Here is a 24,192-nt window from a genome sequence, read left to right as displayed (position 1 = left end):
TTTCAGCCCTCCCTTTTTCTGTCCAATTCCATAATCGTGTTCGCCAGAACTTCAGCCGCCAAAGCGAGATCGGCTGCATCGGCCCATTCTTCCGGGCAATGGGAACGGCCGTCGCGGCAAGGGATGAAGAGCATCGCCGAAGGACACAGCCGTGTCATGAATGCCGCGTCATGGCCTGCACCCGACACCATCTTTCGATAGGGCGTGTCCAGCCCGTCGGCGGCCTTTGCCAGCATCTCCTGCAATCCATCATCCATCTGCACGCCGGGATTGCCGGAAATCAGCCGTGCCTCGATTGTGTTTCCACCGTCCGCGTTAAGTCCGGTCAGCCAGGATACGAATGCTTCCTTGTCCTCGGCCCGCTCGGCGCGGATATCAACCAGCATGCGGACGCGGCCCGGAACCACATTGGCGGCGTTGGGGGAGATTTCGAACTCGCCCACAGTTGCGGTAAAATGCCCGGAACCACCGGAAAGCTCCGTCGCGTACCGCTCGATCTCACGCACGATCCGCGCCGCAGCGACGAGGGCATCCGCACGCAACCCCATCGGGGTCGTGCCGGCATGATCGGGACGACCCGTCACCTCGATCTCGACGCGATTGATGCCGACAATGGCTGTCACCACCCCGAGTGCAATCTTTTGCTGTTCTAGAACCGGACCCTGCTCGATGTGCAGTTCCAGAAAGGCCTTCAGGTCATCAGCCAAGGGAGCTCCAAGACTTTCCGGCTTGCCGCCCACATCACGTATGGCCGTCGCCAGATCGCGCCCGTCGCTGATACGCCTCAGCCAGTCCTGTGGCAGAACGCCCGCCATTGCTCGCGAACCGATACAGGAAACCCCGAAAATGGAGACTTCTTCAGCAAGAAAATCGACGACGGCAAGGTTATGCCGCAAGGCAACACCGCGCCGTGAAAGAATGCGTGCAACCTCCAATGCAACGACGACACCGGCAACGCCATCGAAACGTCCACCGTCCGGCACAGTGTCGGAATGCGAACCAAGCATGATCGTCCCGACCTGCGGCTCGATACCTTCGCGTCGGCCGATCAGGTTCCCGCCCGCATCCGTCCAGACATTCAATCCTTCACCCAGGAAACGCCGCCGAAGATAGTCGCGCCCTTCATCGAAACGGGGCGAGAAGGCGCGGCGGGTCCAGGGACGTTCCGGATCGGTAATCTGCGCCAGCGCGTCGAGATCCGTTTCTATGTCCTTTATCGACGCGTCGAGATTGCGGCGCATCACAACAGCACCTCGCGCAGACCAAGCGTTTCGGGCGGCCGCACAAAAATACCGGTTCCCGGCGCAGCCAGCACATTTTCCCCGTCGAAGACCATCTCGCCTCGCCGCCACGTGGCTGCGACCGTCCAGGGCAGTTCCATGCCGTGATAAGGCGACCACCCCGCAATGGAGTGAGGACTGCTGGCTGCGTCATACACCACGGGCCGATCGACGAGCACCATGACGTCAGCGTCACGCCCGACCTGCAACCCGCCTTTCTGGTGATCCAGACGAAAATGCCGGGCCGGATTTTCGGCCATCAGCCGGGCCGCCCACACCAGCGGTACACCGCGCGCGATCGCGCCCTTGACGAAAAGCGGCACCATGACCTCCAGCCCCGGGACACCGGAGGCATTTTTCAGCATATCGGGATTGGTCTTGCGGTCCTCGCTCCAGCTGACATGGTCGGTAGACACCATCGACACCCGCCCTTCGGCCAGATGACGCCAGATCGCCTCCACTTCTTTTCGGGCGCGTATGGGCGGGTTGATCTTGGCCTTGCCGCCAAGCCGCGCGACGTCGTTCTCCTCATCCAGAACAAGGTAGTGAATGCAGCATTCGACGGAGGAATACCGGCCGTTCCTGCGGTACATCTCGGCGATTTCGTAGCCGCGGCTGACGGAGCAATGGACGACATGTGCCGGGCAATCTGTCTCGGCACCGGTTTCGTAAATCTGCAGCATCGCCAGCGTCTCAGCCAGTTCGGGACGCGACAGGCCGTGCGCACGCCAGTCGGTTATACCGGATGCCTCGACCTCGGAAATCGCGGCGCGGACATAGGCGTCATCCTCATTGTGCACGCCTGCGGCAAGCCCGGTCTTTGCAATCTCGGCAAAACAGGCGCGAAGCAGCGCGGGTGGGATACGCGGAAAGCGTTGGGGATCCGTGCCGAAGGTCGAGAACTTGTAGGCGCAAACTCCCGCCGCCGCCTGTTCGGCAATGCGGGCGGAACCCTCTTGCGGATCGACAGTGCCATAAAGTGCAACATCGATGCGCGCCTCCGCGTCGATCATCGCGACCTTGCGCCTGACAGCCTCGGCGGAACACACAAGATTGCCCTCATCATAGGGCATGTCAACGATTGTCGTGACGCCGCCCGCCGCCGCCGCACGGGTCGAGGCTGCAAAACCCTCGGCCCCCTTCTGCGACAGCGAATGCACCTGCGCATCTATGGCACCAGGCAATAGGATGCCGGTGCCGAAATCATGATTTTCTCTTCCAGCCGGCGCGGGGCCTTCTCCGATGAGTGCCGTTTTCCCCTCGCGAATGGCCACGAAACCTCGAGAAATCTCGCGGTCGGTCAGAATGATCCGCCCCGCCAAAACCGTATCGAAATCCGCCATGTCGTCCTCCTGTCATATTTCGACTATGAGGCACAATAAAATTAGTGGTATATCCCAAAATCCGGACAGCCGATGCCGGAATGGGAAGGTCAAGACGAGGCGTGGGCGGTGAAGGTTTCGACGATTCTTTTATGTGACCAGGTGGTTCGTCTCGGCGGCATCCACCTTGCGTCCAAGGCAACGGGAATTCCGGTTTCAACCGTATCGGATGCCGTCAGCCGCCTGGAAACCGCCCTCTCCGTCAAGCTTTTCGTCCAGGGCGCAAAAGGCCTGATCCTGACAGCCGAAGGCGGGCGACTTAGCCCGTATCTCGCGCAGGCCACCCATGAAATCTTCGCGATCCACGGCGCGTGCGGCGATGACCATGCGAATGATATTTATCAGAGAAGCGTGTCGCTGATTGCACTGTTCCGCTTCGTGGACATTCTCGAATCGGGCTCGATCCGTAAATCCGCATTGAGGCTTCAAATCGGGCAACCACAGCTGACGCGGATGATGGCGATGCTGGAGGAAAACCTGGGCGTCCGGCTTTTTGAACGGACCCGCAGCGGCTCGCGCGCATCGCCCGAGGGGCTGCGCGTATCGCCCCACGTCCACAAATTACGCGATATCTGGGCTGCGCTGGACTCCACATCCGCCCTGCGTTTCAAGCGGCATCTGCGCCATTGGTCATTCGGCGGCATTCCTCCCGCAACAACTGACAGCCCGACGGCAATTATTCTGGCGCGCGTTGCCGCCAACTGGGCACGGCGCTTCGACACACCGCTGCTGATGCAGCCCGGACTTGCAGACAGTCTGCTGGAAGGGCTTGAACAGCAGCGATACGATGCAGTCCTTGTCGACATGCCAGTCAACAATTCCCGCCTGCGCAGCCGTGAGGTTCTGCGCAGCCACCTTTCATGTTTCCTGCAGCATGAAGCACCTGAACTGGCGGATGCATATTCACCGTCACAGATGCGCGAGGCGATCCTCAAGCACCCTCTGGTACTACCTTCCCGCGCCTCCGGATTGCGCCAGACGGCCGAGAGCTTTCTCGAGCACCTGCTTGGGCCAACCTGGCTATCAAAGGTGCAGTTGATTGAGATCGACAGCATACCGGTGGCAGTGCAACTGATTGTCGGCCATGGATATTGTTCGATATTGCCGTCCGGCGTGGGAATAACCTCCCCCAAGGTGACGAAAATCCCATTGCCGATGACATTTTCCGTTCCATTGCTATTAGCCTGGCGCGCCGATGACAGAGGCACAGATATGGCGCAGCGCGTTCTTCAGCTGCTTGATATGACGAACTAATGGTGGCCGGGTAAGCTCGGCTCCTGCAACTTGGCTTCAAGTCTCTATCATTTCGCCGAGCGCTGGGCTTCCAGCGCAATGAACTTGCAAGAGAAATAGAGGGCGATCACGGGAAGCCTGTCTTCCGGGTTGATGTCGAGCACGACGAAGTATTGGGTGCCCAAGCACGCTCTTTCATTTCATTATCCCTTGCCGTCTTACTGAAGTTGCCCCTCACATACCCAGTTCTCGGTACGCCTGAAGAAATTCTCCGGCAGCAGCCCTTGAGCGTGAAGACGCCATTGATATCGTGCCCGAACTATAGCGGCAGCACGCGTATCGAGGAGTACGCGGCCGCTTCCGGGGAGGATTTCATGAAGTTTTTGCTGGCGCTTTCGCGCGCCATTGATGCTGCCAATTCTGCTATTGGCAAAGGTATTTCGTGGCTGCTGCTCGCCGCCATTCTCATCAGCGCCATCAATGCCGCCATGCGCAAGGCGTTCTCGATGAGTTCCAACGCCTGGCTTGAATCCCAGTGGTATTTGTTCTCCGCTGTGTTTCTGATCGCCGCCGCCTACACGCTCCTCAACAACGAGCATGTGAAGGTCGATCTGATTTACGGAAGCCTGCCGCGCAAGGGGCAATTGTGGGTCGATATCCTCGGGACCATCTTCTTTCTCATGCCCTTTTGCCTCATCACGGTTTATCTCTCCTGGCCGGTGTTCCTGCAGAAATTTGCCTCCGGTGAAGTTTCCAACAACACGGGCGGGCTCATTCAATGGCCGGTCTGGGCGCTGATACCAATCGGCTTCAGCTTGCTCGCCCTTCAGGGCGTGTCGGAACTCATCAAACGCGTCGCAATCCTGCGCGGCGATATCCCCGATCCGGTTGCAGCGGCTGATGCCGCAGCAGCAATGCTCTGATCGAAGGAAGAAACAATAATGGCATTCCTTGCGGAAAATCTCGCGCCGATCATGTTCGCCGCGCTCATCATCGTGCTGCTGTTCGGCTATCCGGTAGCCTTCGCGCTGGCTTTTGTCGGCTTTGTCTTCGGCTTCATCGGGATAGAACTCGGCCTGCTGCCAGCCACGCTATTCCAGGCCATTCCCGATCGCATATTCGGCCAGATGTCTAACGAAACGCTGCTGGCGATACCGTTCTTCACCTTCATGGGGCTCATTCTTGAAAAGAGCGGCATGGCGGAGGATTTGCTGGACACGATCGGCCAGCTGTTTGGACCGGTCCGCGGCGGCATCGCCTTCGCCGTCATCTTCGTCGGGGCAATTCTGGCCGCCACCACCGGCGTCGTCGCCGCCTCGGTCATCTCGATGGGCCTCATCTCGCTTCCCATCATGTTGCGCTATGGCTACGACCGCAAAATCGCCGCAGGTACGATCGCCGCGTCAGGCACGCTGGCGCAGATCATCCCCCCAAGTCTCGTGCTGATCGTGCTGGCTGACCAGCTCGGCCGCTCGGTGGGCGACATGTACAAGGGAGCGCTTGTTCCGGGTCTGATGCTGGTAACGGCTTATACGCTCTACATCATCATCACATCAATCATCAGCCCTACAAAGGTCCCGGCCCTGCCGCTGGAGGCGCGGACCCTGCGCGGCACCAAGTTGCTGCTCAAGGTCATCACCTCGCTGGTGCCTCCGCTCGTCCTGATATTCCTCGTGCTCGGCACGATCTTCCTCGGGATCGCCACCCCCACGGAAGGTGGCGCCATGGGTGCTGTCGGCGCGCTCGCCCTTGCGCTTGCCAACCGTAAACTCAATTTCGGCCTGATCCAGCAGTCACTCTACGCGACGGCAAAGCTGTCGTCCTTCGTTCTGCTCATCCTGCTCGGCGCGCGCGTCTTTTCCCTGACCTTTTATGGCGTGAACGGTCACGTCTGGGTCGAGCATCTGATGACATCGATCCCCGGTGGCGAGATCGGCTTCCTGATCGTCGCCAACCTGCTGGTGTTTTTCCTGGCCTTCTTCCTCGATTATTTCGAGCTGGCCTTCATCATCATCCCGCTGCTGGCGCCGGTCGCCGATGCGCTTGGCATCGACCTGATCTGGTTTGGCGTCATGCTGGCGGTTAATATGCAGACGTCGTTCATGCACCCGCCCTTCGGTTTCTCGCTGTTCTTCCTGCGGTCCGTCGCACCGACGCGTGCCTATAAGGATCGGATCACGGGACAGACGATCCAGCCGGTCACCTCGACCCAGATTTATCTCGGCGCCATTCCCTATCTTTTCATCCAGCTCGCCATGGTCATCATCATCATCGCCTTCCCCGGAATAGTGATGCACTACAAGTCGGGTGCCAAGGTCGCCGATCCCTCGGCCGTCCATATCAATGTACCGATGCCCGGCGCAGGTAGCGACGCCGATCCGTTCGCTAATCCCTTCGCCCCTGGCGGCAACGCCCCAAGCTTCGGCAAGCCCAGCAACCCCTGACATTCCGACGGGCGCACAAGCGCCCGCCGCACCCCATCGACACACCAAGCGTCGGTCACTTCAATAGGAGGAGGTAATCTTATGAGGAACAATCTGGACCGCAGACACTTCTTGTCCGGCGGCGTGCTTGCCGGGGCGGCTGCGGCCGCTTCGACGCTCGCCACGCCGGCCATAGCGCAATCTTTGCCGAACGTGCGATGGCGCCTGACGTCGGGCTTTCCGAACAATCTGGACACCATCTACGGCGGCGCCGTCGTTATGGCGAACGCATTGAAGGCCATTACCGGCGGCAAGTTCGAAATCCAGGTCTTCCAGGCCGGTGAAATCGTTCCCGGCGCCCAGGCCATCGATGCCGTAAAAGCCAATACCGTCGAGATTTCCCATACCTGCGGCTACTATTTCACGGGGAAAGATCCGACATTCGCCATCGGCTCGACCATCCCCTTCGGCCTGAACGCCCGCCAGCAGAACGCATGGCTCTACCATGGCGGCGGCAACGAGGCTTACAACGAATTCCTTTCCGACTACGGCGTCATCGGTATTCCCGGTGGAGCGACGGGCGCCCAGATGGGCGGCTGGTATCGTAAGGAAATCAAGAGCGTCGAGGATATCAAGGGCCTCAAGATGCGTATTGCCGGCGTCGCGGGGCAGGTACTTGCCAAGCTTGGCGCGGTGCCGCAGCAGCTCCCGGGCGGCGACATCTATCCGGCGCTGGAACGTGGCACCATCGATGCCGCGGAATGGGTCGGTCCCTATGACGACGAAAAGCTCGGCTTCTACCAGATCGCGCCATACTACTATTACCCCGCGTTCTGGGAGGGCGGACTGACGATCCACTTCTTCGTCAACAAGGACCAATATGCAGCCCTGCCTGATGAATACAAGGCAGCGCTCGACACCGCCTGCAAAGCCGCCAACATCAACATGCAGGCGCTGTACGACGTCAAGAACAAGGATGCGATCCGCTCGCTGGTTTCCAAGGGCACTCAGCTTCGCCCGCTGCCCCGCGATGTGCTCGACGCCGCCTACAAGGCGACCTTCGAGCTTTATGACGAGTACACACAGAAGCATCCCGCATGGGCCAAGATCTATCCGGGCTGGAAGAAATTCCGCGACGAGAGCTTTGAATGGTTCCGCGTCGCCGAATATACCTATGACAGCTACGGCTATGCCATGCAGACGGCCGGCAAATAAGCCGGCATAGACTTTACCGAGGCCCCCGGATGGCGACATTCCGGGGCCTCGGGCCTTTAGCGGCTATTCTTTGATAAGCCCGTTATCGATCGCATAGCGGATGAGACCCGCAGTCGTCGCTATATCCAGTTTCCTCTTGATATTCTTGCGATGGGTTTCCATCGTGCGCTCGGCGATGTCGAGCGCCAGGGCAGCGTCGCGATTGCTCTTTCCGCGCGCGATCAGCAGCAGAACCTCCTGCTCGCGTGTCGTCAGCGCCTTCAGCCTGCCGGAAGCCCCCTCCATCAGCACATCGCGAACGCCAGAGGAAAAATAGGTGCCGCCGGCAGCCACGGTTTCGATTGCGGCGACTATTTCTTCGGTCGCCACGTCCTTCAGAACGTAACCGGCCGCACCATACATGACCGATGTCGATATATATTCCCGGCTGTCATGCATCGACAGCATCAGCACCCGGGCGGAAAGCTGCTTTTCCTTGAACAGTTCCAGGGCATCGATGCCATTGATCTGCGGCATGTTGATATCCATCAGCACCACATCGGGCCGCGTGGCGACAGCCGCGTCGATACCGGCCATGGCGGACAATGCGGTTCCAACGACTGCGAGATGCTCGTAAGTCTCGAGGACGGCCCTCAACCCATCCAGAACCAGAGGATGGTTGTCGATCAGCAGCACACGGATCGGATGAACGGTCACTCGGCGGCCTCCTGTAAGCCGCTATTGCGATCCTTCATGGCGGTGATGGGCAGCACCGCCCGCAGAACGGTTCCCCTTGCGGAGCTTTCGACATCCAGCCTGCCCCCGAAATGCGTCATGCGTTCCTGCATGTTTCTCAAACCGAGCCCCTTGCTTGCCGGCATCCCATTCTCTGTCCGAACGGTCGGAAAGCCGCGGCCATTGTCGCTGACATCCATCTGTACCCGTTCATCGCGACTGGAAAACCGGATGGCGACCTGCGTCGCGCCGGCATGGCGCTCGATGTTGGTCAGCGCCTCCTGTGCGACACGGTAAAGTGCAACCCGCGCCTCGGGGACAAGCATATGCTTGAAGGCTACGGATTCAAGCGTCGCCGCTATTCCCGTGCGTTCGGAAAAACTCGAGATGAGGGATTCCAGCGCTGCCGTCAGCCCCAGATCGTCGAGGACACGCGGGCGAAGATCGTGGGAAATACGACGTACCTCCTTGATCGCCTCATTTAATGCGACGGCGCCCTTGCCGATCGCCTCGCCGGCTCCGACATTGTCAGGCGCCACCTTGCGCCGCGCGAGATCAATCGCAAAGCGCACTCCGACGAGATTTTGAGAAATTCCGTCATGCAATTCTCTAGCAATGCGCAGGCGCTCCTCTTCCTGGGTATCGATAACCCTCTGCATCAGTTCCTTGAGCCGTCCGTCTGCCAACCTCTGCTGACGCAGATTGAGCAGCATGCAGGTGGCGAACACCAGCAACACGGCAGGGACCGCAAACAGTGCAACAATCAGGAAATTCCATGTAATGGAACGGCGCATTTCCTCCTTCGCCGCCGCTGTCGCGGCAAAAACATCATCCAGATAAACCCCTGTACCAATCATCCAGCGCCATTTGTTGAGGCCGGCTGCAAAAGAAAGCTTATCAGCCATCTTCCCGGTCGAGGGCTTCTCCCATTTATACTGGACAAGACCTCCTCCTTCTTTCGCCTTGACTATCAGGTCATAGATGACGCGGTTGCCGTCGGGATCGTAAAGATCCAGCCAATTACTCCCTGGACGAAAGCTTTGTCGCGGATGAACGACGTTTACCCCGTCATAATCATAGACAAAGAAATAGCCGTCCGTACCGTAATCGAGGTCAGTCAGAATTCGCTTGACCTCCTCCTTCGCAGCCTCGTCATCAGTTCCCGCCCTGTCATAGACCGAACGGATCGCCGAAAGGGCCAAATTGGTGAGGTTGAGGAGTTCAGCCTCCTTTGCAGCGAGCATGTTTCGTTCGAACGCATCGATGCTCGTGCGCGCCAGCGTCATGGACTGCCACGTAATAAGTGCTGTGATAACGATAATCGCAAGAACGAGAGGCCCGATGGCCAATGCGAGAATCTGGTTCCTGAGTCTCATGCGGCCCCTCCGACACATTCGCTCTCACTTACCCCCAGCTAACAATACTTCATACGGCAAGTCGAGCGTGTCAGAACATGATCCTGAGGCGAAATAGAAAGGGGTTCGGGAAATCTGTGCAGCGAGGAACAGTGTGACGCCCTCCGAATAGTGTCACTCAACCGCGCTGAGATAGAACAGTTCTCTCTCGCCGGGGTGACCGAAAGGCTCCCACCCTCGTCCGTGCTGCGCGCCCTATCTGGTCGCTATGTGATATCGCAGGACCGCGCCTGCGGTGGGCGGCTCGATCCGAGCGATAAAGCCGGTAACTACACCGGCAACGGAATAGTGTAGGATACCGCAAGGATGATCATCCTCGGTAAGACCTTGCGAATGTCAATTTGATCAAAGCTGACTGCTCCGATATCGTCGTCATCGCGCATATTCAGGATCGAAAAAATTTGGAATTGGGAGCAAAATTGTGCGCCTAGCCCATTGTTCATGTCATCAGCTAACAGTGGTGACAAACGGCGAACCCCATAAGATATCCGTTTGTCACTGTCGTGCATGCCAGCATCGTACCGGTTCAGCGTTCGGTGTCGCAGTGTTTTATGCTGCCGATCAAATCAGGGCGTCGGGGAAACACCAAACCTATATACGACCTGGAGATAGCGGAAAGCGCCTAGAGTTCCGTTTTTGCCCCACTTGCGGATCAACCGTCTACTGGATACCGGAATTTCGACCTAACCTCGTCGCCATCGCCTTGGGCTGTTTTGAAGACCCAGATGCTATGGAACCAACTCAGAGCGTGTATGAAGCGACCCGCCATGCATGGGTTTCCCTATCTTTTCGAGATTCTGGATAGAGATGAAGGCCGAACGCACGAGCTTTCGAGACTACACACAATTGCTGTTGAAGGGATACGAACCGCCGACTTTGCCGTTTTCATCAAGCTTGCTCGCGCGTTGCCTCCAGTATCAGGTCCTTAAACGACATCGCAGATGTCCATGTGAACGGTTACCGCCGAGAAGACCAACGAATAAGGATACATAAGCCGGCGACTTGCTTCTTGTTTCACATTGCGGTTTCAGATCGTTTTGGCTTGCGTATGGCGCGTACTTTGGGGCTATCGCCAGCCCCGCAGAAAAACCGATCGCGTCCGTCAGATTCAAGTCCTGAAACTGCCATTCCCGCCGGCATATCCAACCGCTCCAATACTTCACCGGTCGAAGGATCGATGCGGCGGACATCGCTTTCGTCGTTCTCCCACGTACCGTGCCAGAGCTCGCCGTCGACCCAGGTGACCCCGGTAACGAAGCGATCGGTTTCAATCGTGCGCAGCACCTTTCCCGTCTCAGGATCGATTTGATGGATTTTGCGGCCGCGATGTTGCCCGACCCAGAGCGAACCTTCAGCCCATGCAAGACCGGAATCACCTCCATTGCCGGGGGCGGAAATCGTGGCAAGCACCTCGCCAGTCTGTGGATCGACCTTCTGAATCACCGCTTCAGCAATCTGGAACAGGTGCTTGCCATCGAATGCCGTGCCGGCATCAGCGGCAATATTAAGCGAGTTCAGCACGTTCCCGTTGTCCGGATCGAAGGCGTCCAGCCTCTCGCCTGTCGCCATCCAGACCCGGCGGCCGTCAAAGCTGACCCCATGGACGCGATCCACTCCGGGAAAAGGGCCATATTCGCGGATGATTTCGGCGGCTGTTTGTTTCATGCCCTCATCCTAGACTAGAACGCCGACGGTGGGGAGTAACAAGCTTGTCGGGAAACCCGGTACGCTCGTCGCAATCCAGCGACGGGCGCGCCCGTGGCCGAACCATTCCACCTTGTCATTTTGCGCAAGGGTGTCGAGCGCCCGCTGTACCGTGCGTGGACTGACGTCGAGCGCGAGCGCCAGCGCGGAGCTGGACCAGGCTTCGCCATCGGCGAGAAGCGCCAGCATGTCGCCATGCTCGTCTTCGACAGGCGGCGCAAACACCGCGACCGCGCCGCTATCATGGGGCTCCAATACGAATCCCCGCTCGGTGGCGCGTATCTCCGCCAAGGGCCTGATTGCCTCGCGCAGACGCCCGATCTCGACCCGCAGCCGAGCGCGATGCGATTCATCTGCTTCCCGTGCGCGAAAGGCGCGGACGAGAAGCTCTTCCCGCGTGACATCTTCCGGCCAAGCCTCACCGAGCACGCGCATGAGTGCGAACAGGACCGGACGACTGGCGAGAAAGACGATGGCTTTATTGGCGCGCACGACGTTCCGGCACACATCGATGACGGTCGCCCCCGATGCAGTGAGCGCCTCGACCTCATCGAGCCGAAGAAGCCGTTCTCCATTGCGCGCGACCAGCCGCGCGGCAGGCGCTTCGAAGTTCCGTACGGCTCTGTCGACTTCGGCTTTCAATGCGGCATTGCCAAAGGCAGCCGCGGCGCTTTCCGCGCGATCGAGCGCATCACGAGCCGGCTTCGCGCGTATGCGGCGTATCGCGATGCCCGCGACTACCAACTCGTAGCCTACCCGCGATGTCATCGGCAACGCACCGGCATCGAAGCCGCCCAGAACCCGCTCGGCTTCGTCGAGACGGCCGATCAACAGCAAGCGCCTTGCTTCGAGATAGCCGGCATGCGCGGCGTTCGCGAAGTCTCCGAATGTCTCCAGCGTGGACCGGGCGGCGGCGAGCCCCTCCATGGGACGGCCAAGGTCGCGCAAGACCAACGCGATCTCTGCCTCCGCGAGATTGCATCGTGCACGGGCCATAGGCTCTTGGTTGCCGAAAGCGCGTGCTGCGTTTCCCAGCAGTTCCTTCGCGCGCGCAAGGTCGCCGAGTTGCGCCATGGCAATGCCGCGCAGGGCGAGTGCAGGAGCATCGGCGCGTAGTGCGATGTGCTTGAGTGCTGCAAGCGGATCGCCCGCCGCAAGCGCCCGCGCCGCGAAGGTCATCAGAGTGTCCATTCAAATCCCGTCACACTTGTTACTCACATTCTCCCGCCATTCGGACATAGATTTTTGTCAGGCTAAGCGTCGCGGGAAGCGTTGTCGAACCTCAATTGGGAATTCAGAAATGACAATGTCCAAACCAACAAGAAAACGCTCTTCGGACACCCTGCGATCAGGCGATATGACAGGCTGGCTCGTTCTTGCAGCTTCGCCAACCTTCGCGTCGATGGCCTGGATTTCGGCGAACGACATTCAGGTGAGTATCTGCGCGTCCCCACCCGGCATGCTGCCGATCAGTGGCATGGCCTTCATGTACCTGCTGATGAGCCTCTTTCACCTGTCGCCCTGGCTGAAGCTCGCTTCCGCTTACTGGCGGCAATGTCCACCCCCTAAAACCCGAGGAGACTGACAATGAACCACAAAATCGTTTCAGCCAAAGACTGGCTCGCCGCCCGGCGGGATTTTCTGAAAGCGGAGAAGGAGCTTACTCGACACCGGGACGAGGTCGCCCAAAAGCGGCTGGCGCTGCCATGGGTACGGATCGAGAAGGAATATGTGTTCGATACGCTCGATGGCCCCCGAACGCTTGCCGATCTGTTCGATGGCCGATCGCAGCTTCTGGTGCAGCACTTCATGTTCGCGCCGGGATGGAAGGAGGGTTGCCCAAGCTGCTCTTTCATGGCCGATCATACAGATGGCATGAACAATCATCTTTCGCATCACGACGTTACCATGATCGCCGTATCGCGCGCACCGCTCGCCGACATCGAGCGCTATCGTAAACGGATGGGCTGGCAGTTCAAATGGGTGTCGTCCTTCGGAAATGACTTCAATCACGATTTCCGTGTCAGCTTCACACCAGGCGAAGTCGCCTCCGGAAAGATCGACTATAATTTCGGAGAGTGGCCGGAACTCGGCGAGGAATGGCCGGGCATCAGCGCCTTCTACAAGGACGACGCCGGCCAGGTCTTCCGCACCTACTCCACCTACGGGCGCGGCGTCGAGGCGATGATGGGCACCTATCAGCTGCTCGATCTCGCCCCGAAGGGACGCAACGAAGCCGAAGGAATGGACTGGGTGCGCCGCCACGATCGGTACGAATAGCAGTCCTTATGTTTGCCAATGCAATTGCCGCGAGCCGTGACTGGGGAGGATACGATGCCCGAAACGGTCTCAAGGAAAAGCTCTTGGCCGATCTCGTCCAACTTGTCGAGTTCACCGCGCTCTTCGAGGATCGCCATCGCGGTGATGAGTTCGTTTAAATTCACGAGGTTGGGCGGCCTTAACGTTGATCGTCAAATCGGCGTGTCCACCATTGCGTATACTCCATCTCATCGACGCCGTAGGGCGCTCGTAGATAGGGATAGTCCCAGTTCTCGTAGCGCAGGGGCTTGAGGAAATCATTGACCGCGCGGTATGCCGCCGGCACCCGCCCCTTGTTCAGGTCGCCCAGCACCGGCCGTTCACCCGCCTGGAAAACGACGCCACCCTCATAGGGATGGAGGACGACCTCGTCTCCGAGCACGTCTCTTGCCTTCTCAAGACCACCGACGCGCTCAAGCAACTCATCATTGACAGCTGTCAGCCAGTTCACGTCACGGATCACATCGATGCGCTGTGAAATGATTAATCCAAAACGGATGCCATCTTCATAGAGGAGGCCGGGAAATCTGCGGAACAGTGGATAGGCCCGTTCGGTTGCACCTGTCGCGTAGGAATAGAAAAAAAGCGACATCCCCGACACGGCGTAAAAAACCTGAAGGTCACGGCAGGCGTCAACGAAGAAACGCACGACACCTATTGGATCTAGCGATAGTTGCGACAACCTCGTCTGGTACATCAGGTGCCCACAGCCACCACGATACCCAATGCCGGGAAGAAGTGCCGTCAAATAGTCGTGTACCGGATCGGTCGACCGCAGAGCTTTGGCAGGCATATGTCTGATATAAAAGCCTGCTGTCTCCTTCTCATCAGCGTAATTGCTCTGTGCTAGATGCCGCTCGATGTCATCTCTCGAAGACACACGGCGCGAACGCCCACCAACCGTCAGCAGATTGGTGTTTCCTTGCGTAACATCGTAGTAGCGCAACGCCAGATCAAGCGCCGCTCGGCGTGTCCGCAGTGTTTCACCATCGGCAAAATAGAACCCGGCCGTCAGCCCGAACAACCATTGGATGGCATTGCCCGGCGGCAAACCGACCTCATCCAACTTGTCGAGTTCACCGCGCTCTTCGAGGGTCGCCGTTGTGGCGATGAATCCGTTTATATCCAAGACGCCATCCTAGCGCTCGCCGCCATCAAACCGGCGTGTCCACCATTCTGTGTACTCCATCTTATCGACATCATATGGCGCTCTAAGATAGGCGCGCTCCCAGGTCTCGTAACGCAGGGGCTTGAGGAAATTATTGACTGCGCGATAGGCCACCGGCACCCTCCCCTTGTTCAGGTCACCGAGCACAGGCCGTTCGCCAGCCTGGAAAACGACGCCACCCTCGTAAGGATGAAGGATAACTTCTTCGCCGAGTACCGCTCGCGCCTTATCGAGACCGCCGACCCGCGAGAGCAGTTCATCGTTGACGGCAGTCAGCCAGTTCACGTCACGGATAGTGTCCGTCCGGTCTCGTATGGCCAATCCAAAACGCGCGCCATCCTCGTAAAGCAGCCCGGGAAACCTGCGAAACAGAGGATAGGCTTTCGCAGTTGCGCCAGACGCATAGGAATAGAAAAAGAGCGACAAACCCGACACGGCATAGAAAACCCGCAGATCGCGACAGGCGTCAACGAAGAAACGGATCACACCTGCCGGATCGTGCGACAGCGCCGATAACCTCGTCTGGCACATGAGGTGACCGTTGCCACCACGATAACCGGCGCCTGGAAGAAGGGCCGTAAAGTAGTCGTGAACCGGATCGGTGGAACGCAGCGCCTGTTTTGGCATGTGCCTGATATAGAAACTCGCTGTCTCTCTTCCGTCGTAATATTCGCCCTGCGACAGATATTCCTCGATCTGTTTTCCTGCTGAAATACGGCGTGTCCGCTCGTTAAATGACAATAAATTGGTATTACCCTCTGCGAGGTCGTAATAGCGCAGTGCCAAACCGAGCATGGCCTGGCGTATTTGACGCGTTTCTCCATCGGCAAAATAGAACCCTGCCGTCAACCCGAATAACCACTGGATTGCATTGCCGGGCGGCAATCCGATTTCATCCAGTTTTTCGAGTTCACCCCGCTCCTCAAGGATGGCCATCGCGGTGATGAGTTCGTTTAACTTCACGAGGCTAAGCGGCCTTAACGTTGATCGTCAAATCGACGTGTCCACCATTGCGTATACTCCATCTCATCGACACCGTAGGGCGCTCGTAGATAGGGATAGTCCCAGTTCTCGTAGCGCAGGGGCTTGAGGAAATCATTGACCGCGCGGTATGCCGCCGGCACCCGCCCCTTGTTCAGGTCGCCCAGTACAGGCCGTTCACCCGCCTGGAAAACAACGCCACCCTCATAGGGATGGAGGACGATCTCGTCTCCGAGCACCTCTCTCGCCTTCTCAAGACCACCGACGCGCTCAAGCAACTCATCATTGACAGCTGTCAGCCAGTTCACGTCACGGATCACATCGATGCGGCGCAATATTTCCAGGGTGAAATTACTGCCATCTTCGTAAAGAAGGCCCGGAAACCGACGGAACAGAGGATATGCTTTTTCAGTCGCACCCGCCGCATAGGAATAGAAAAACAGCGACATTCCCGAAACGGCATAAAAAACCCGGAGATCACGGCAGGCGTCAACGAAGAGGCGCACCACGCCAGTTGGGTCGCGTGATAATTCGGATAACCGCGTCTGATACATCAAGCGCCCATTGCCGCCGCGGTAGCCGGCGCTCGGGAGAAGAACAGTAAAATAGTCGTGAACCGGATCGGTGGAACGCAGCGCCTGTTTTGGCATGTGCCTGATATAGAAGCTCGCGGTCTCCCCCTCGTCAAAATACTCGTCTTTTGACAGATTTTGCGCAACGTCTTCCCGTGACGAGATGCGACGTACACGCTCGTTAAAGGACAACAAATTTGTGTTGCCTTCCGTAAGGTCGTAATAACGTAGCGCCAGATCCAGCATGGCTTGGCGTGTACGCCGTGTCTCACCATCGGCAAAATAGAACCCCGCCGTCAGCCCGAACAGCCATTGGATGGCGTTGCCCGGTGGCAGGCCGATTTCGTCAAGCTTCTCCAATTCGCCACGCTCTTCGAAGTTCGCCATGGCAGCGACCAGTTCGTTTAAATTCATGACATCATCCTACCAGCTTGGCACGGGCGGGCGGCGCCCACCCGGGATTCGGGGTCCGGGCAAGGGGAGCCAGATCGGCGGGCCATTCTCAAGCCCCTTTTTTAACTGTCGCCATCGTTCTTCGGCTTCCCACTGGCGCTCCTGTTCACGCTGCCTCACAGATTCCTCGCAATTGTCACACTCATCCAACACCACGAACTCCTTGTAACGAGCTCTGTGCCGTCGTGCGATAGCGCGATAGGCGTCATCCTTCGCGGTTTCATTTGGAAACTTGTCCCCCGGAAACTTCATGTCGTACATGTGGGTCATCTGGCCGTTTTCGACTTTGACCACGTCCAGCCAGCGGGAGCCACGCACATTGAACCATCTCGTGCCGCCCCAGGGCGCCCGACGGGGAACCTTTGGAATGTCGTGTTCCTCTCCCTGCAGGATGATATTGCCGGGCGGTTTGTCCGGGAATGTATTGTTCGGATTGTTCGGGTCCCAGAATCCAAGCTCGGAAACATAGCCGTAATTGGTGCGGGGATCGCCGACCGGCATGCTGCTGCCAAGCACCGTGTTCGGATATTGCGCCTGGATCGTTGCATCGACACAGCGCTGATAGCGTCCCGGGCTCGCCTCGTCGTCGCGCGGCAACACCTGATCGACCCATTCAAGACCCTCGGTAACGCTGTTTCTCGGACGATGCAGCGCATAACAGCGGCAGCCCACTTCACACAGGTAACGCTCGGGATCACCTTCGGGCAGATCGGTTTTGTAACCTCCGACCGATACGGTGTTGCCCTTGTTGAGGAGCATCTTGTCGGTAAGGCGCGTCACTGCGCGGCCTTGCATGAAGACGTTGGGGGACCATGAAAGGAAGGTGGCCTGATGCAAATGCGTGCCGGATTTGATCCCACCGGACGAACCGGGTTCATCGCCGATCGATTTGGCGAACCGGGAGCCGCGCACGCCATTCATCGCTCCACCATGCGAGAACACCGTGGTCGTCCCGTCGGCAAGATCGCGGGCAAATGCGGTATTCGTGTATGGCACGGGCACAGGCTTGGGCGGGGTCAGGCAAACATCCGGCAAGGTCGAGCGGACGTAGCCATTGGAGTTTTTGTGGCAGAGCGTAATCCCGTTGATGCGAATTGTTTCCTTCATGCGTCTACCCTACCGGTTCTTATGTCGCGCTGGACGCTTTCCACAATTGTTGCCGCTCTCAGCCCGTCGCGGGAACTGGCCGACAGAAGAGTGTATCGAAACGCTTCGCCGTCCGGTTCGGCATTTTCCCTGCGCGATCCCGGCGCCGGCGCAAGTGCAAGAGCGGCCATCACAAGCCCGCTTGCCGCCCCAAGATCACCGAGCTGAAGCGACGGTATTTCCGCCCTGTCGGCCAGCTCGGCCATTTCCGCGGCATTGGTTGTGATCGCATAGCCAAATTCCTCAGCGCGTACGCGATCGCCATTGAGATCGACAATAAAGCGATCAGGAGAAAAGCCTCCTTCGAGGAGCATCCCATAACAGCTCGCAAGGGCGCGCCCCATCAATCCGCGCTCGGGATCAATCGGGCTTTCAGGCTCTTCCATGGTAGAAAGGCGCGCGATTCGACCGAGCCGCACATCATTTTCCGGCCCAAGCGCCAACACGGCCGCAGCTTCGCCGGGAACCATGCCGTAGGGGTTGTCTCGTGTCAGCAGTTCACCGTGATAGGCCAGACTGTCGAGCATGTCTGAGTGGATATAACTGTCAACGACGGCAACGAGAACAATTCCCCCCGTTCTCCTCACGATTTCCGGACCATCCCTGCCAACAAGCTGCAGGCTTTCAGCCTGTCCGCCAAAGGAAACGGAGAGGCTCGTCACCTGCGGCAGAGGGGCCTGGTGGAGCCTGGTATTAAAGTCCTCTGCGACAGGTCCGCCCTCCATCCAATAGGGCAGCAGCAGAAGCATCGCATAGTCCGCGCTTTCCTGTCCGCGCTTCGTCAACTGCGCAACGCAATCGGCAAGCGCGCAGGCGAGTAATTTTCGCAGCCGCTCGACATAGTCCCGCTCTTCCGCCAACGGAAAGACCGCCGCAAGGGTTGGCGGCCGCCCGTCCGCCATCACCAGTTTGCGGTCCTTCTCGGTAAATCGTTCGCCGCTCGAATAGGCGGCAATTGCCGTTTCAAAGTCTTTGCCCGCCGGACACGTCAGGCCGGCCGCCAGGATTGAAACCGCCGTTCTCATGCGACAACTCCGGCCATTTGCCTCAGTCGGAGAAAAGAGACCTCGACATCCTGGTCGCGCCCGCCACATGGCACATGGGCATTCCATACCAGATCCACGAGGCGCTCATCGCCAGTGATCTCCACCTGAACGAGCCTGAACCTGTGCGTCAGCGTCTTTCCGGCAATACGCGTATCAGCTTCGAGGATACATTGCGGCAGGCGAAATGCATAACCGCCTTCCGGATGAAGCCCTTCCAGCCGTACCGGCTCACCGCCGCGCAACTCACCGGAATAGATTTGATCGACCGGCGCGGTCTGGTGGAAATTTTCGGAGAAATCGGAAGGCAAAAGCGGCGACCTGTTTTTAATCCAAGCGTCGTCATAGGTGCCAGCATGGATACGCCGCGTTGTCCAAGCCGGCTGAATAGCGCCAAACCCGACTGGCTGCGAAAGCGGGCGACCTGGATCGAAGACATCCGCAGGCGCTGCGATCTGCGGCATAACCAGTTCGGCTCCCTCCGGCGCGCGCTCGAAATGACGTGACCAGCCCCGGCCAATTGGATTGGCTTCACACTCGGCCCCATCATCGTCCGCAAAAAGATCGCTTCCGCCGAGCGAACGCCTCCATGATAGTTCGACGCGCGAGGCCCGCTCTTTTTCGGCGACCTCCCAGCCGCGCTTTTTTTTGACCATACGCGCTTCGCCCGTGACGGCAGCCTGCTTTGTCATTGCACCTACAGCAACCGTGACATCGATACGGTCTATCGGCTTCTCGTCAGGTGCAACGGCTGAGCCGTTGACAAGAATATCTGCGGCGGGCCTGAAAGGTGCGAAATCAGCATCCGCGAGGAGCTCATTTGCCTCGGCATCGCGATAGGCTGGAGAGAGCCGAATGGGCTGCGGCTCAAGAAGATCGGTCATACCGTCCGGACGCGCGCGAAACCGCCCGCGCACGGCGACACACCAATATTCCTTTCCATCGCGGTCGCGAATGAAATAGCCGTCCGCAGAGAAAGGCGTGTTGTTGCTGACAGCCCACATGCCGGTCAGTTCAGGTCAATATAGGCAGCGTCGAGCGCGATATTCTGACGAGCCGTCTGGATAATCTTTTTACCTTCCACCCTCACCACGCCGTCAGAGCCCAATGAGATTCGGGCCTCGCCGTTGCGGATCGTCAGCGTCCCGGAACCATCGAACTCGATCATCGTCGCGAGCTTCAGAAGCTTTCCCCATGCATCCTCCGGCAACGGAAGAGCGTCCCCTAAAAGCGCTTTACGATCAGGTATCTGATTCATATCGTGCGAACTCCCTCTAAATTCACCCAGGTGGAAGGCCGATCCCAAAATGAGCGGCGCTCCATCGACCACAGATATTCATTTCAGTTGACCCACCAAACCCTCTCCGATGGTACGGGTGACGAAGTCGGTATGGATCATCGTTGCAACATCTTTTGGCGTAGCGGGGAACGCCGTGAGCGAAGCCACTGCGGCGACAACGCCCTTCCTGAAGCTCAATACGGTCCTGGCACGTATCTTCTGCTCGCTGCCCTGGAGAGTAACGATGTCGATGAAACCCTTATCCACATCGCCAACTTTTTCGCCGGGAACGAAGCTGACGTCCTGGTCCAGCTTAAAGCCGACGTCCGGCATGAGATTTTGCAGTTCGATTTCCACCACCTTCGCGGCAAGCTGACGCAGTTGGTCGTCAGTTGGCGACAGATCCGACTTGGGTGTTGGAAAGACGAACAGGGATACAGCCGCGTTTCCGTCTGGATCATTGGAATTTGTGAATATCGCCCCCGTATAGGACGGATTGGGATCGCTGTTCTGCGTCAGTTTTTTCCATCCGTCCGGCAGGCGTGCGGAGTAGGCGGCGCCACCACTCGACGGCAGCTCTTCCAGATGCATCGCGCCGTCAATGCTGTCAGTCGTTTCGTTGTCGAGCTTCAAAGCTCCGAAAAATTGCGCGATCCGAGGTTCGACGCGGGCGGCCTCCTCTTCCGCGTAGCCAGCGCGCACGACGAGCAGCGACTTATCCTTACGCCAAACCGCGACCCTCTCACGGCGGTTGAATCCATTATCCGGCCCGAGGGCAAACACATCGCCAGCGTCACGGCCATACTCCTTCATCGCGGAGACCGAAGGTGCCCATTCTTTCGCAAAGAGCCGGGCGTAATCGACCCCGCGCGCAACCTTTTCCGGTTTGATCTCGGCGGTGATGATCTGGATTTCGAAATGATCGCGATTGGCAGGATCATAACCGATCGTCTGCAGGGTCACATTGTCGAAGGTTTCGTACTTATCCCATTCGGACAGTGCCCGCTTTTCCTTAAACCACATAAATTTATCGATCTTGACCGAGTGGAAGTTAAGATCCTTGGTTTCCTCAAAGCCATATGGCTCCGACGCCTTCGCTGTGCTGTCGAGGGTCAAACGACTCGTATAATCTTCGGCCATAACATCCAATCCAATTGCGGTCGTCATTAAAACCATCGCCGAAAAAGACAGTCGGCGCAGCACCAAAAATAGAGGCTTCAACGTTCGGTTCTCCGTATCATTTTCCCTGCCATCCCTTGATGAGGTCTGCTGCCTTATCAAGACCCGTCAGGCCGCCGGACACTTTGGCGCCGCCGCCGAGGCCAAAACCAAGTTTGGCGCCGACCTCGGCGCGCGCCTTGCCTTTTTTCACGCCTGCTTCCGCAGATGCCTCAGCCTGAGCGCCAACGGCTCCCTGCAGTTCACCGCCAACGCACACACCTATATCCCATTTGTCCTCAATGAGCTGGTTGTGCTCTTCGAACAGCCAGTTCCACGCTTTGATGACGGGATTGCCCACACGGCTTGGCGTCAGGCAGAGTTCTCCGTTGACTGAACCCTCGATGACATTGGCCTTGGCGGCGAGTTTCAGCGTCCCTGTTACCTCTTCAGGGTTACCGACAAAAGCAACCTCGCCCTCCAGCTCTCCTTTCAGCACCGCGCCTTTCGCGGCTCCGGAGATGACCTGGTCCTTGAGAACCTCGACTTTTCCCTGAGCAGCGGCGACACTGGCTTTTGCGCTCAATTTGGCATCAATTCCGCCTTTGGTGACAGAAAATCCTGCCTTTCCATCGCCCTCCCGTGCACCGAGCTTGTATTCTCCCGAAGCCCAATCCTTTGCCGGATCACCAAAGCTGTCTCCAGCCAGTTTTTTGTCGGCTTTCCACCAGGTATATTCGGCAACCTGGAAATTCCGTTCTTTCCATTTGCCGCGCCAGTCGGTGTCGTGGGCGGTCTTTCCGTCCGGGTTGGTGCGTGTATAGCCCGAAGCAAGATACTCCCTGACGCCACGCTGATATTTCCTGCCGACGCCGGCGTCCTTGTAGTCCTTGCTTAGTTCACCGAATTTCCAGGCGCTTTCCTTGCTCTCGTTTTCACGCTCCTTCTGGGGAAGGAGTTTGTTTGCGCTGGACGATCGTCCGAAAAGCACGGTCTCGTCCACAGCGGGTATATATTCGCATAATCCGCCTTTGGAATTGAACGACTGCTGGGGAGCATCCGCGCGAAATGGCGGCGTGATCCCCGGAGACACCGGAAAAAACGGGTGACGTTTGAACGTCGACAGGTCAGTTTTCAACATCTCCAGGACATTGTCGTCGTCGTATGCGGAAAACGGCACACCCAGCATGCGAGACGACGGTAATCCTGACGGTTTCTCAGCCATGGCCTACACTCAGTTCTGTGTAATCTGGTCGGCTTGGAAATGAATATGCTTCCCTTGAATCACGATATGCCCCTCGCGCGACATCGTCAGCATCGAGTTCTCTCCCACTTTGATCGTCAATTGTTCGCCCACCCGAATGTTCATGATGCGCCCGATATCTGTGTCAGAGCGCCCCCGCACGATGACGCTGTGAGATTTACCGACCGTCGTTTGATAGGTATGCCCAACAACCGTGGATTTGGCGCCGCCGACAACCTCCGAGGAACCAATACCAACGACCTGCGAGTGATTTTTCTCGACGAAAAGCTGGAAATTCCCTTTTGCGAAATTGAATGGGTCCGGGATCTTGAGTTTGCCCAAGGCAGCTCCAACCTTGTCGAAGACAAGCTTCGTCTTGTCCCTCAGAAGGTTCGACAAGGCATTTTCGCCGACTGCAATCGACATGTTGCCCGCTATGACCTCGTCATGATCGCCACCAACTTCCGTCGATTTGTCGTTGGCCACGAGTTCCGATTTATCGCGCCCCACACGCTTGGAGTAATCGTTCAGAATTTCAAAATTCGTATCCTTCTGAGCGTGGAGAAATACCTCCTCCTTGGCCGCCTCGTCCTCAAACCGCAATTCGTTAAATCCAGACCCTTTGTGCGTGTTGGTGCGGAATGTGCTGCGCGTCTTGTTTGCCGGCAGTTCATAAGGCACGGTCTGGCGCGCATTCGGCACCACCCCCGTCACCAGCGGACGGTCCGGATCGCCGTCCACGAAGGCAACCATCACCTCCATGCCGATGCGCGGAATGATCTGGCCGCCCCAGGTGGAGCCCGCCCAGTTCTGCGCCACCCGCACCCAGCACGTATCGGTTCCATCCTTCTTCGCCTTGCGGTCCCACGGGAACCACAGCTTGATGCGGCCATATTGATCCGGATGGATTTCCTCGCCTTCAGGACCGGCGACGATCGCCACCTGCGTGCCTTCGATCCGCGGCCGCTTCGTCGCACGGTGCGGCGTCAGCGGCACCCGCGCCGGGATCGCCTCGAAGTGATTGCGATATTCCGGCTCGTTGCTGTTTGTCTCATAGGAGAGATCCACAATACTGTGGCTTGCCCTGATGATCACATGCTCTTCGTAGGCATGTTCCGGATGCGCAACCTCGTAAGGCGTAAAGCGGCGGCCGGCTTCCAGGATGCGCGTGGTCGACGAACCGAATACCCGGTCATGATCGGCTTCGATCGATTGGGTTCTGAGTTTCTGCGCCCGCTCGGCCTCTTCAACCGTCTTGATGCGGGCCGGATATTCATAAAGCTCGCGCTTCGTCGCATCCGGCATCTGCACCAGTGAGGGCGTCATGGTGCCCGGCACCATGCCCGGTGTTTCGAAATTCCAGTCCGCACCCGCACGCTGGCCCGATACATAGGAAAAACGCCGCGCCCAGTCGCTAATGTGGTTGCGATCCGACGAACCCTGCGCCAGACGCACCCTGCCTTC

The 24,192-nt window shown here is 58.2% G+C and carries 24 protein-coding genes; 8 read left to right on the top strand and 16 right to left on the bottom strand.

The window, feature by feature from the left end:
• Positions 1–2: 2 nt before the first annotated feature.
• Together AKG12_RS12870 and ertD are read right to left on the bottom strand one after the other, a co-directional pair.
• A complete protein-coding gene (locus AKG12_RS12870) occupies positions 3–1,241 on the bottom strand; it encodes a Zn-dependent hydrolase (protein WP_052819099.1) in 1,239 nt (412 codons plus the stop codon).
• Positions 1,241–2,623, bottom strand: coding sequence for a hydantoin-5-propionate amidohydrolase (ertD, locus tag AKG12_RS12865; protein ID WP_052819098.1), 1,383 nt, complete (start codon positions 2,621–2,623; stop codon positions 1,241–1,243). The genes AKG12_RS12870 and ertD overlap by 1 nt, the downstream gene beginning before the upstream one ends.
• A gap of 72 nt (positions 2,624–2,695) precedes the next feature.
• On the opposite strand from ertD, the gene AKG12_RS12860 reads away from it, so the two are divergent.
• The 4 genes from AKG12_RS12860 to AKG12_RS12845 all read left to right on the top strand — a co-directional run bounded on the left by AKG12_RS12860 (position 2,696) and on the right by AKG12_RS12845 (position 7,533).
• On the top strand, positions 2,696–3,916 hold the full coding sequence (locus AKG12_RS12860) for a LysR family transcriptional regulator (RefSeq protein WP_052819097.1): 1,221 nt from the start codon (positions 2,696–2,698) through the stop codon (positions 3,914–3,916).
• 353 nt (positions 3,917–4,269) lie between these two features.
• The gene (locus AKG12_RS12855) at positions 4,270–4,818 is read left to right on the top strand and encodes a TRAP transporter small permease subunit (protein WP_052819096.1); all 549 of its coding nucleotides are present in this window, start codon (positions 4,270–4,272) and stop codon (positions 4,816–4,818) included.
• Positions 4,819–4,833: 15 nt separating this feature from the next.
• Positions 4,834–6,339 carry a TRAP transporter large permease gene (locus AKG12_RS12850; RefSeq protein WP_046802203.1) on the top strand — a complete coding sequence of 502 codons (1,506 nt, stop codon included), beginning with the start codon at positions 4,834–4,836 and terminating at the stop codon, positions 6,337–6,339.
• An 81-nt stretch (positions 6,340–6,420) separates the two neighbouring features.
• Positions 6,421–7,533, top strand: a complete 1,113-nt coding sequence (locus tag AKG12_RS12845) for a TRAP transporter substrate-binding protein (protein ID WP_046802202.1) — start codon at positions 6,421–6,423, stop codon at positions 7,531–7,533.
• A 63-nt stretch (positions 7,534–7,596) separates the two neighbouring features.
• Here AKG12_RS12845 and mctR read toward each other — a convergent pair whose 3' ends face one another.
• Both mctR and mctS read right to left on the bottom strand, forming a co-directional pair.
• Positions 7,597–8,229: a two-component system response regulator MctR gene (gene mctR, locus AKG12_RS12840; RefSeq protein ID WP_052819095.1), complete on the bottom strand. Its 633-nt coding sequence runs from the start codon at positions 8,227–8,229 to the stop codon at positions 7,597–7,599.
• Positions 8,226–9,623, bottom strand: coding sequence for a two-component system sensor histidine kinase MctS (gene mctS, locus AKG12_RS12835; protein ID WP_052819094.1), 1,398 nt, complete (start codon positions 9,621–9,623; stop codon positions 8,226–8,228). Before mctS ends, mctR begins: the two co-directional genes overlap by 4 nt.
• A gap of 457 nt (positions 9,624–10,080) precedes the next feature.
• On the opposite strand from mctS, the gene AKG12_RS29380 reads away from it, so the two are divergent.
• Positions 10,081–10,467 carry a GFA family protein gene (locus AKG12_RS29380; RefSeq protein ID WP_080842909.1) on the top strand — a complete coding sequence of 129 codons (387 nt, stop codon included), beginning with the start codon at positions 10,081–10,083 and terminating at the stop codon, positions 10,465–10,467.
• 209 nt (positions 10,468–10,676) lie between these two features.
• Here AKG12_RS29380 and AKG12_RS12825 read toward each other — a convergent pair whose 3' ends face one another.
• Positions 10,677–11,327, bottom strand: a complete 651-nt coding sequence (locus AKG12_RS12825; RefSeq protein WP_052819092.1) for a Vgb family protein — start codon at positions 11,325–11,327, stop codon at positions 10,677–10,679.
• A 9-nt stretch (positions 11,328–11,336) separates the two neighbouring features.
• Positions 11,337–12,557, bottom strand: coding sequence for a hypothetical protein (locus AKG12_RS12820; protein ID WP_052819091.1), 1,221 nt, complete (start codon positions 12,555–12,557; stop codon positions 11,337–11,339).
• Positions 12,558–12,672: 115 nt separating this feature from the next.
• On the opposite strand from AKG12_RS12820, the gene AKG12_RS12815 reads away from it, so the two are divergent.
• From AKG12_RS12815 to AKG12_RS30230, 3 genes are read left to right on the top strand one after another with little or no spacing between them, the layout of a single operon-like run.
• The gene (locus AKG12_RS12815) at positions 12,673–12,951 is read left to right on the top strand and encodes a hypothetical protein (protein ID WP_170979851.1); all 279 of its coding nucleotides are present in this window, start codon (positions 12,673–12,675) and stop codon (positions 12,949–12,951) included.
• A 2-nt stretch (positions 12,952–12,953) separates the two neighbouring features.
• The gene (locus AKG12_RS12810) at positions 12,954–13,646 is read left to right on the top strand and encodes a DUF899 domain-containing protein (protein ID WP_046802196.1); all 693 of its coding nucleotides are present in this window, start codon (positions 12,954–12,956) and stop codon (positions 13,644–13,646) included.
• Positions 13,647–13,654: 8 nt separating this feature from the next.
• Positions 13,655–13,804 carry a hypothetical protein gene (locus tag AKG12_RS30230; RefSeq protein WP_156316046.1) on the top strand — a complete coding sequence of 50 codons (150 nt, stop codon included), beginning with the start codon at positions 13,655–13,657 and terminating at the stop codon, positions 13,802–13,804.
• A gap of 20 nt (positions 13,805–13,824) precedes the next feature.
• Here the strand turns inward: AKG12_RS30230 and AKG12_RS12805 are convergent, their stop codons facing one another.
• The 10 genes from AKG12_RS12805 to tssI form a co-directional block, all read right to left on the bottom strand.
• Positions 13,825–14,814, bottom strand: a complete 990-nt coding sequence (locus tag AKG12_RS12805) for a type VI immunity family protein (RefSeq protein WP_082178839.1) — start codon at positions 14,812–14,814, stop codon at positions 13,825–13,827.
• A gap of 9 nt (positions 14,815–14,823) precedes the next feature.
• Positions 14,824–15,816, bottom strand: a complete 993-nt coding sequence (locus AKG12_RS12800) for a type VI immunity family protein (protein WP_082178838.1) — start codon at positions 15,814–15,816, stop codon at positions 14,824–14,826.
• Between the two features lie 14 nt (positions 15,817–15,830).
• Positions 15,831–16,820, bottom strand: a complete 990-nt coding sequence (locus AKG12_RS12795; RefSeq protein WP_082178837.1) for a type VI immunity family protein — start codon at positions 16,818–16,820, stop codon at positions 15,831–15,833.
• Between the two features lie 9 nt (positions 16,821–16,829).
• Complete coding sequence (locus AKG12_RS12790; protein WP_052819090.1) at positions 16,830–17,966, bottom strand: DUF4150 domain-containing protein; 1,137 nt, start codon at positions 17,964–17,966, stop codon at positions 16,830–16,832.
• Entirely contained in the window at positions 17,963–19,030 is a 1,068-nt protein-coding gene (locus AKG12_RS12785; protein ID WP_052819089.1) for a hypothetical protein, read from the bottom strand. Before AKG12_RS12785 ends, AKG12_RS12790 begins: the two co-directional genes overlap by 4 nt.
• Positions 19,027–20,052 (bottom strand): DUF2169 family type VI secretion system accessory protein, encoded by a 1,026-nt coding sequence (locus AKG12_RS12780; protein ID WP_052819088.1) that lies wholly within the window; start codon positions 20,050–20,052, stop codon positions 19,027–19,029. Before AKG12_RS12780 ends, AKG12_RS12785 begins: the two co-directional genes overlap by 4 nt.
• A gap of 5 nt (positions 20,053–20,057) precedes the next feature.
• The gene (locus AKG12_RS12775) at positions 20,058–20,306 is read right to left on the bottom strand and encodes a hypothetical protein (protein WP_137002572.1); all 249 of its coding nucleotides are present in this window, start codon (positions 20,304–20,306) and stop codon (positions 20,058–20,060) included.
• 78 nt (positions 20,307–20,384) lie between these two features.
• Positions 20,385–21,548 carry a hypothetical protein gene (locus AKG12_RS12770; protein WP_156316045.1) on the bottom strand — a complete coding sequence of 388 codons (1,164 nt, stop codon included), beginning with the start codon at positions 21,546–21,548 and terminating at the stop codon, positions 20,385–20,387.
• 16 nt (positions 21,549–21,564) lie between these two features.
• Positions 21,565–22,710: a hypothetical protein gene (locus AKG12_RS12765; RefSeq protein WP_156316044.1), complete on the bottom strand. Its 1,146-nt coding sequence runs from the start codon at positions 22,708–22,710 to the stop codon at positions 21,565–21,567.
• Positions 22,711–22,719: 9 nt separating this feature from the next.
• On the bottom strand, positions 22,720–24,192 hold a 1,473-nt coding region (gene tssI / locus AKG12_RS12760; RefSeq protein WP_052819084.1), incomplete at its 5' end, for a type VI secretion system tip protein TssI/VgrG.

This window comes from Agrobacterium sp. SUL3 (assembly GCF_001263295.1).
GTDB classification, from domain to species: domain Bacteria; phylum Pseudomonadota; class Alphaproteobacteria; order Rhizobiales; family Rhizobiaceae; genus Agrobacterium; species Agrobacterium tomkonis.
The sequence above is the reverse complement of the archived record's forward strand: the minus strand, read 5'-3'. Positions and strand labels throughout refer to the sequence as shown.

Excerpts from the sequence above, each read along its gene's own strand:
- AKG12_RS12825 (WP_052819092.1), bottom strand. The coding sequence starts at position 11,327 with ATGAAACAAACAGCCGCCGAAATCATCCGCGAATATGGCCCTTTTCCC.
- ertD (WP_052819098.1), bottom strand. The coding sequence starts at position 2,623 with ATGGCGGATTTCGATACGGTTTTGGCGGGGCGGATCATTCTGACCGAC.
- AKG12_RS12775 (WP_137002572.1), bottom strand. The coding sequence starts at position 20,306 with ATGAATCAGATACCTGATCGTAAAGCGCTTTTAGGGGACGCTCTTCCG.
- AKG12_RS12870 (WP_052819099.1), bottom strand. The coding sequence starts at position 1,241 with ATGCGCCGCAATCTCGACGCGTCGATAAAGGACATAGAAACGGATCTC.
- AKG12_RS12785 (WP_052819089.1), bottom strand. The coding sequence starts at position 19,030 with ATGAGAACGGCGGTTTCAATCCTGGCGGCCGGCCTGACGTGTCCGGCG.
- mctS (WP_052819094.1), bottom strand. The coding sequence starts at position 9,623 with ATGAGACTCAGGAACCAGATTCTCGCATTGGCCATCGGGCCTCTCGTT.
- AKG12_RS12855 (WP_052819096.1), top strand. The coding sequence starts at position 4,270 with ATGAAGTTTTTGCTGGCGCTTTCGCGCGCCATTGATGCTGCCAATTCT.
- AKG12_RS12780 (WP_052819088.1), bottom strand. The coding sequence starts at position 20,052 with ATGTGGGCTGTCAGCAACAACACGCCTTTCTCTGCGGACGGCTATTTC.
- AKG12_RS12790 (WP_052819090.1), bottom strand. The coding sequence starts at position 17,966 with ATGAAGGAAACAATTCGCATCAACGGGATTACGCTCTGCCACAAAAAC.
- AKG12_RS30230 (WP_156316046.1), top strand. The coding sequence starts at position 13,655 with ATGTTTGCCAATGCAATTGCCGCGAGCCGTGACTGGGGAGGATACGAT.
- AKG12_RS12820 (WP_052819091.1), bottom strand. The coding sequence starts at position 12,557 with ATGGACACTCTGATGACCTTCGCGGCGCGGGCGCTTGCGGCGGGCGAT.
- AKG12_RS12810 (WP_046802196.1), top strand. The coding sequence starts at position 12,954 with ATGAACCACAAAATCGTTTCAGCCAAAGACTGGCTCGCCGCCCGGCGG.
- AKG12_RS12795 (WP_082178837.1), bottom strand. The coding sequence starts at position 16,820 with ATGAATTTAAACGAACTGGTCGCTGCCATGGCGAACTTCGAAGAGCGT.
- AKG12_RS12860 (WP_052819097.1), top strand. The coding sequence starts at position 2,696 with ATGCCGGAATGGGAAGGTCAAGACGAGGCGTGGGCGGTGAAGGTTTCG.
- AKG12_RS12765 (WP_156316044.1), bottom strand. The coding sequence starts at position 22,710 with ATGGCTGAGAAACCGTCAGGATTACCGTCGTCTCGCATGCTGGGTGTG.
- AKG12_RS12815 (WP_170979851.1), top strand. The coding sequence starts at position 12,673 with ATGTCCAAACCAACAAGAAAACGCTCTTCGGACACCCTGCGATCAGGC.
- AKG12_RS12845 (WP_046802202.1), top strand. The coding sequence starts at position 6,421 with ATGAGGAACAATCTGGACCGCAGACACTTCTTGTCCGGCGGCGTGCTT.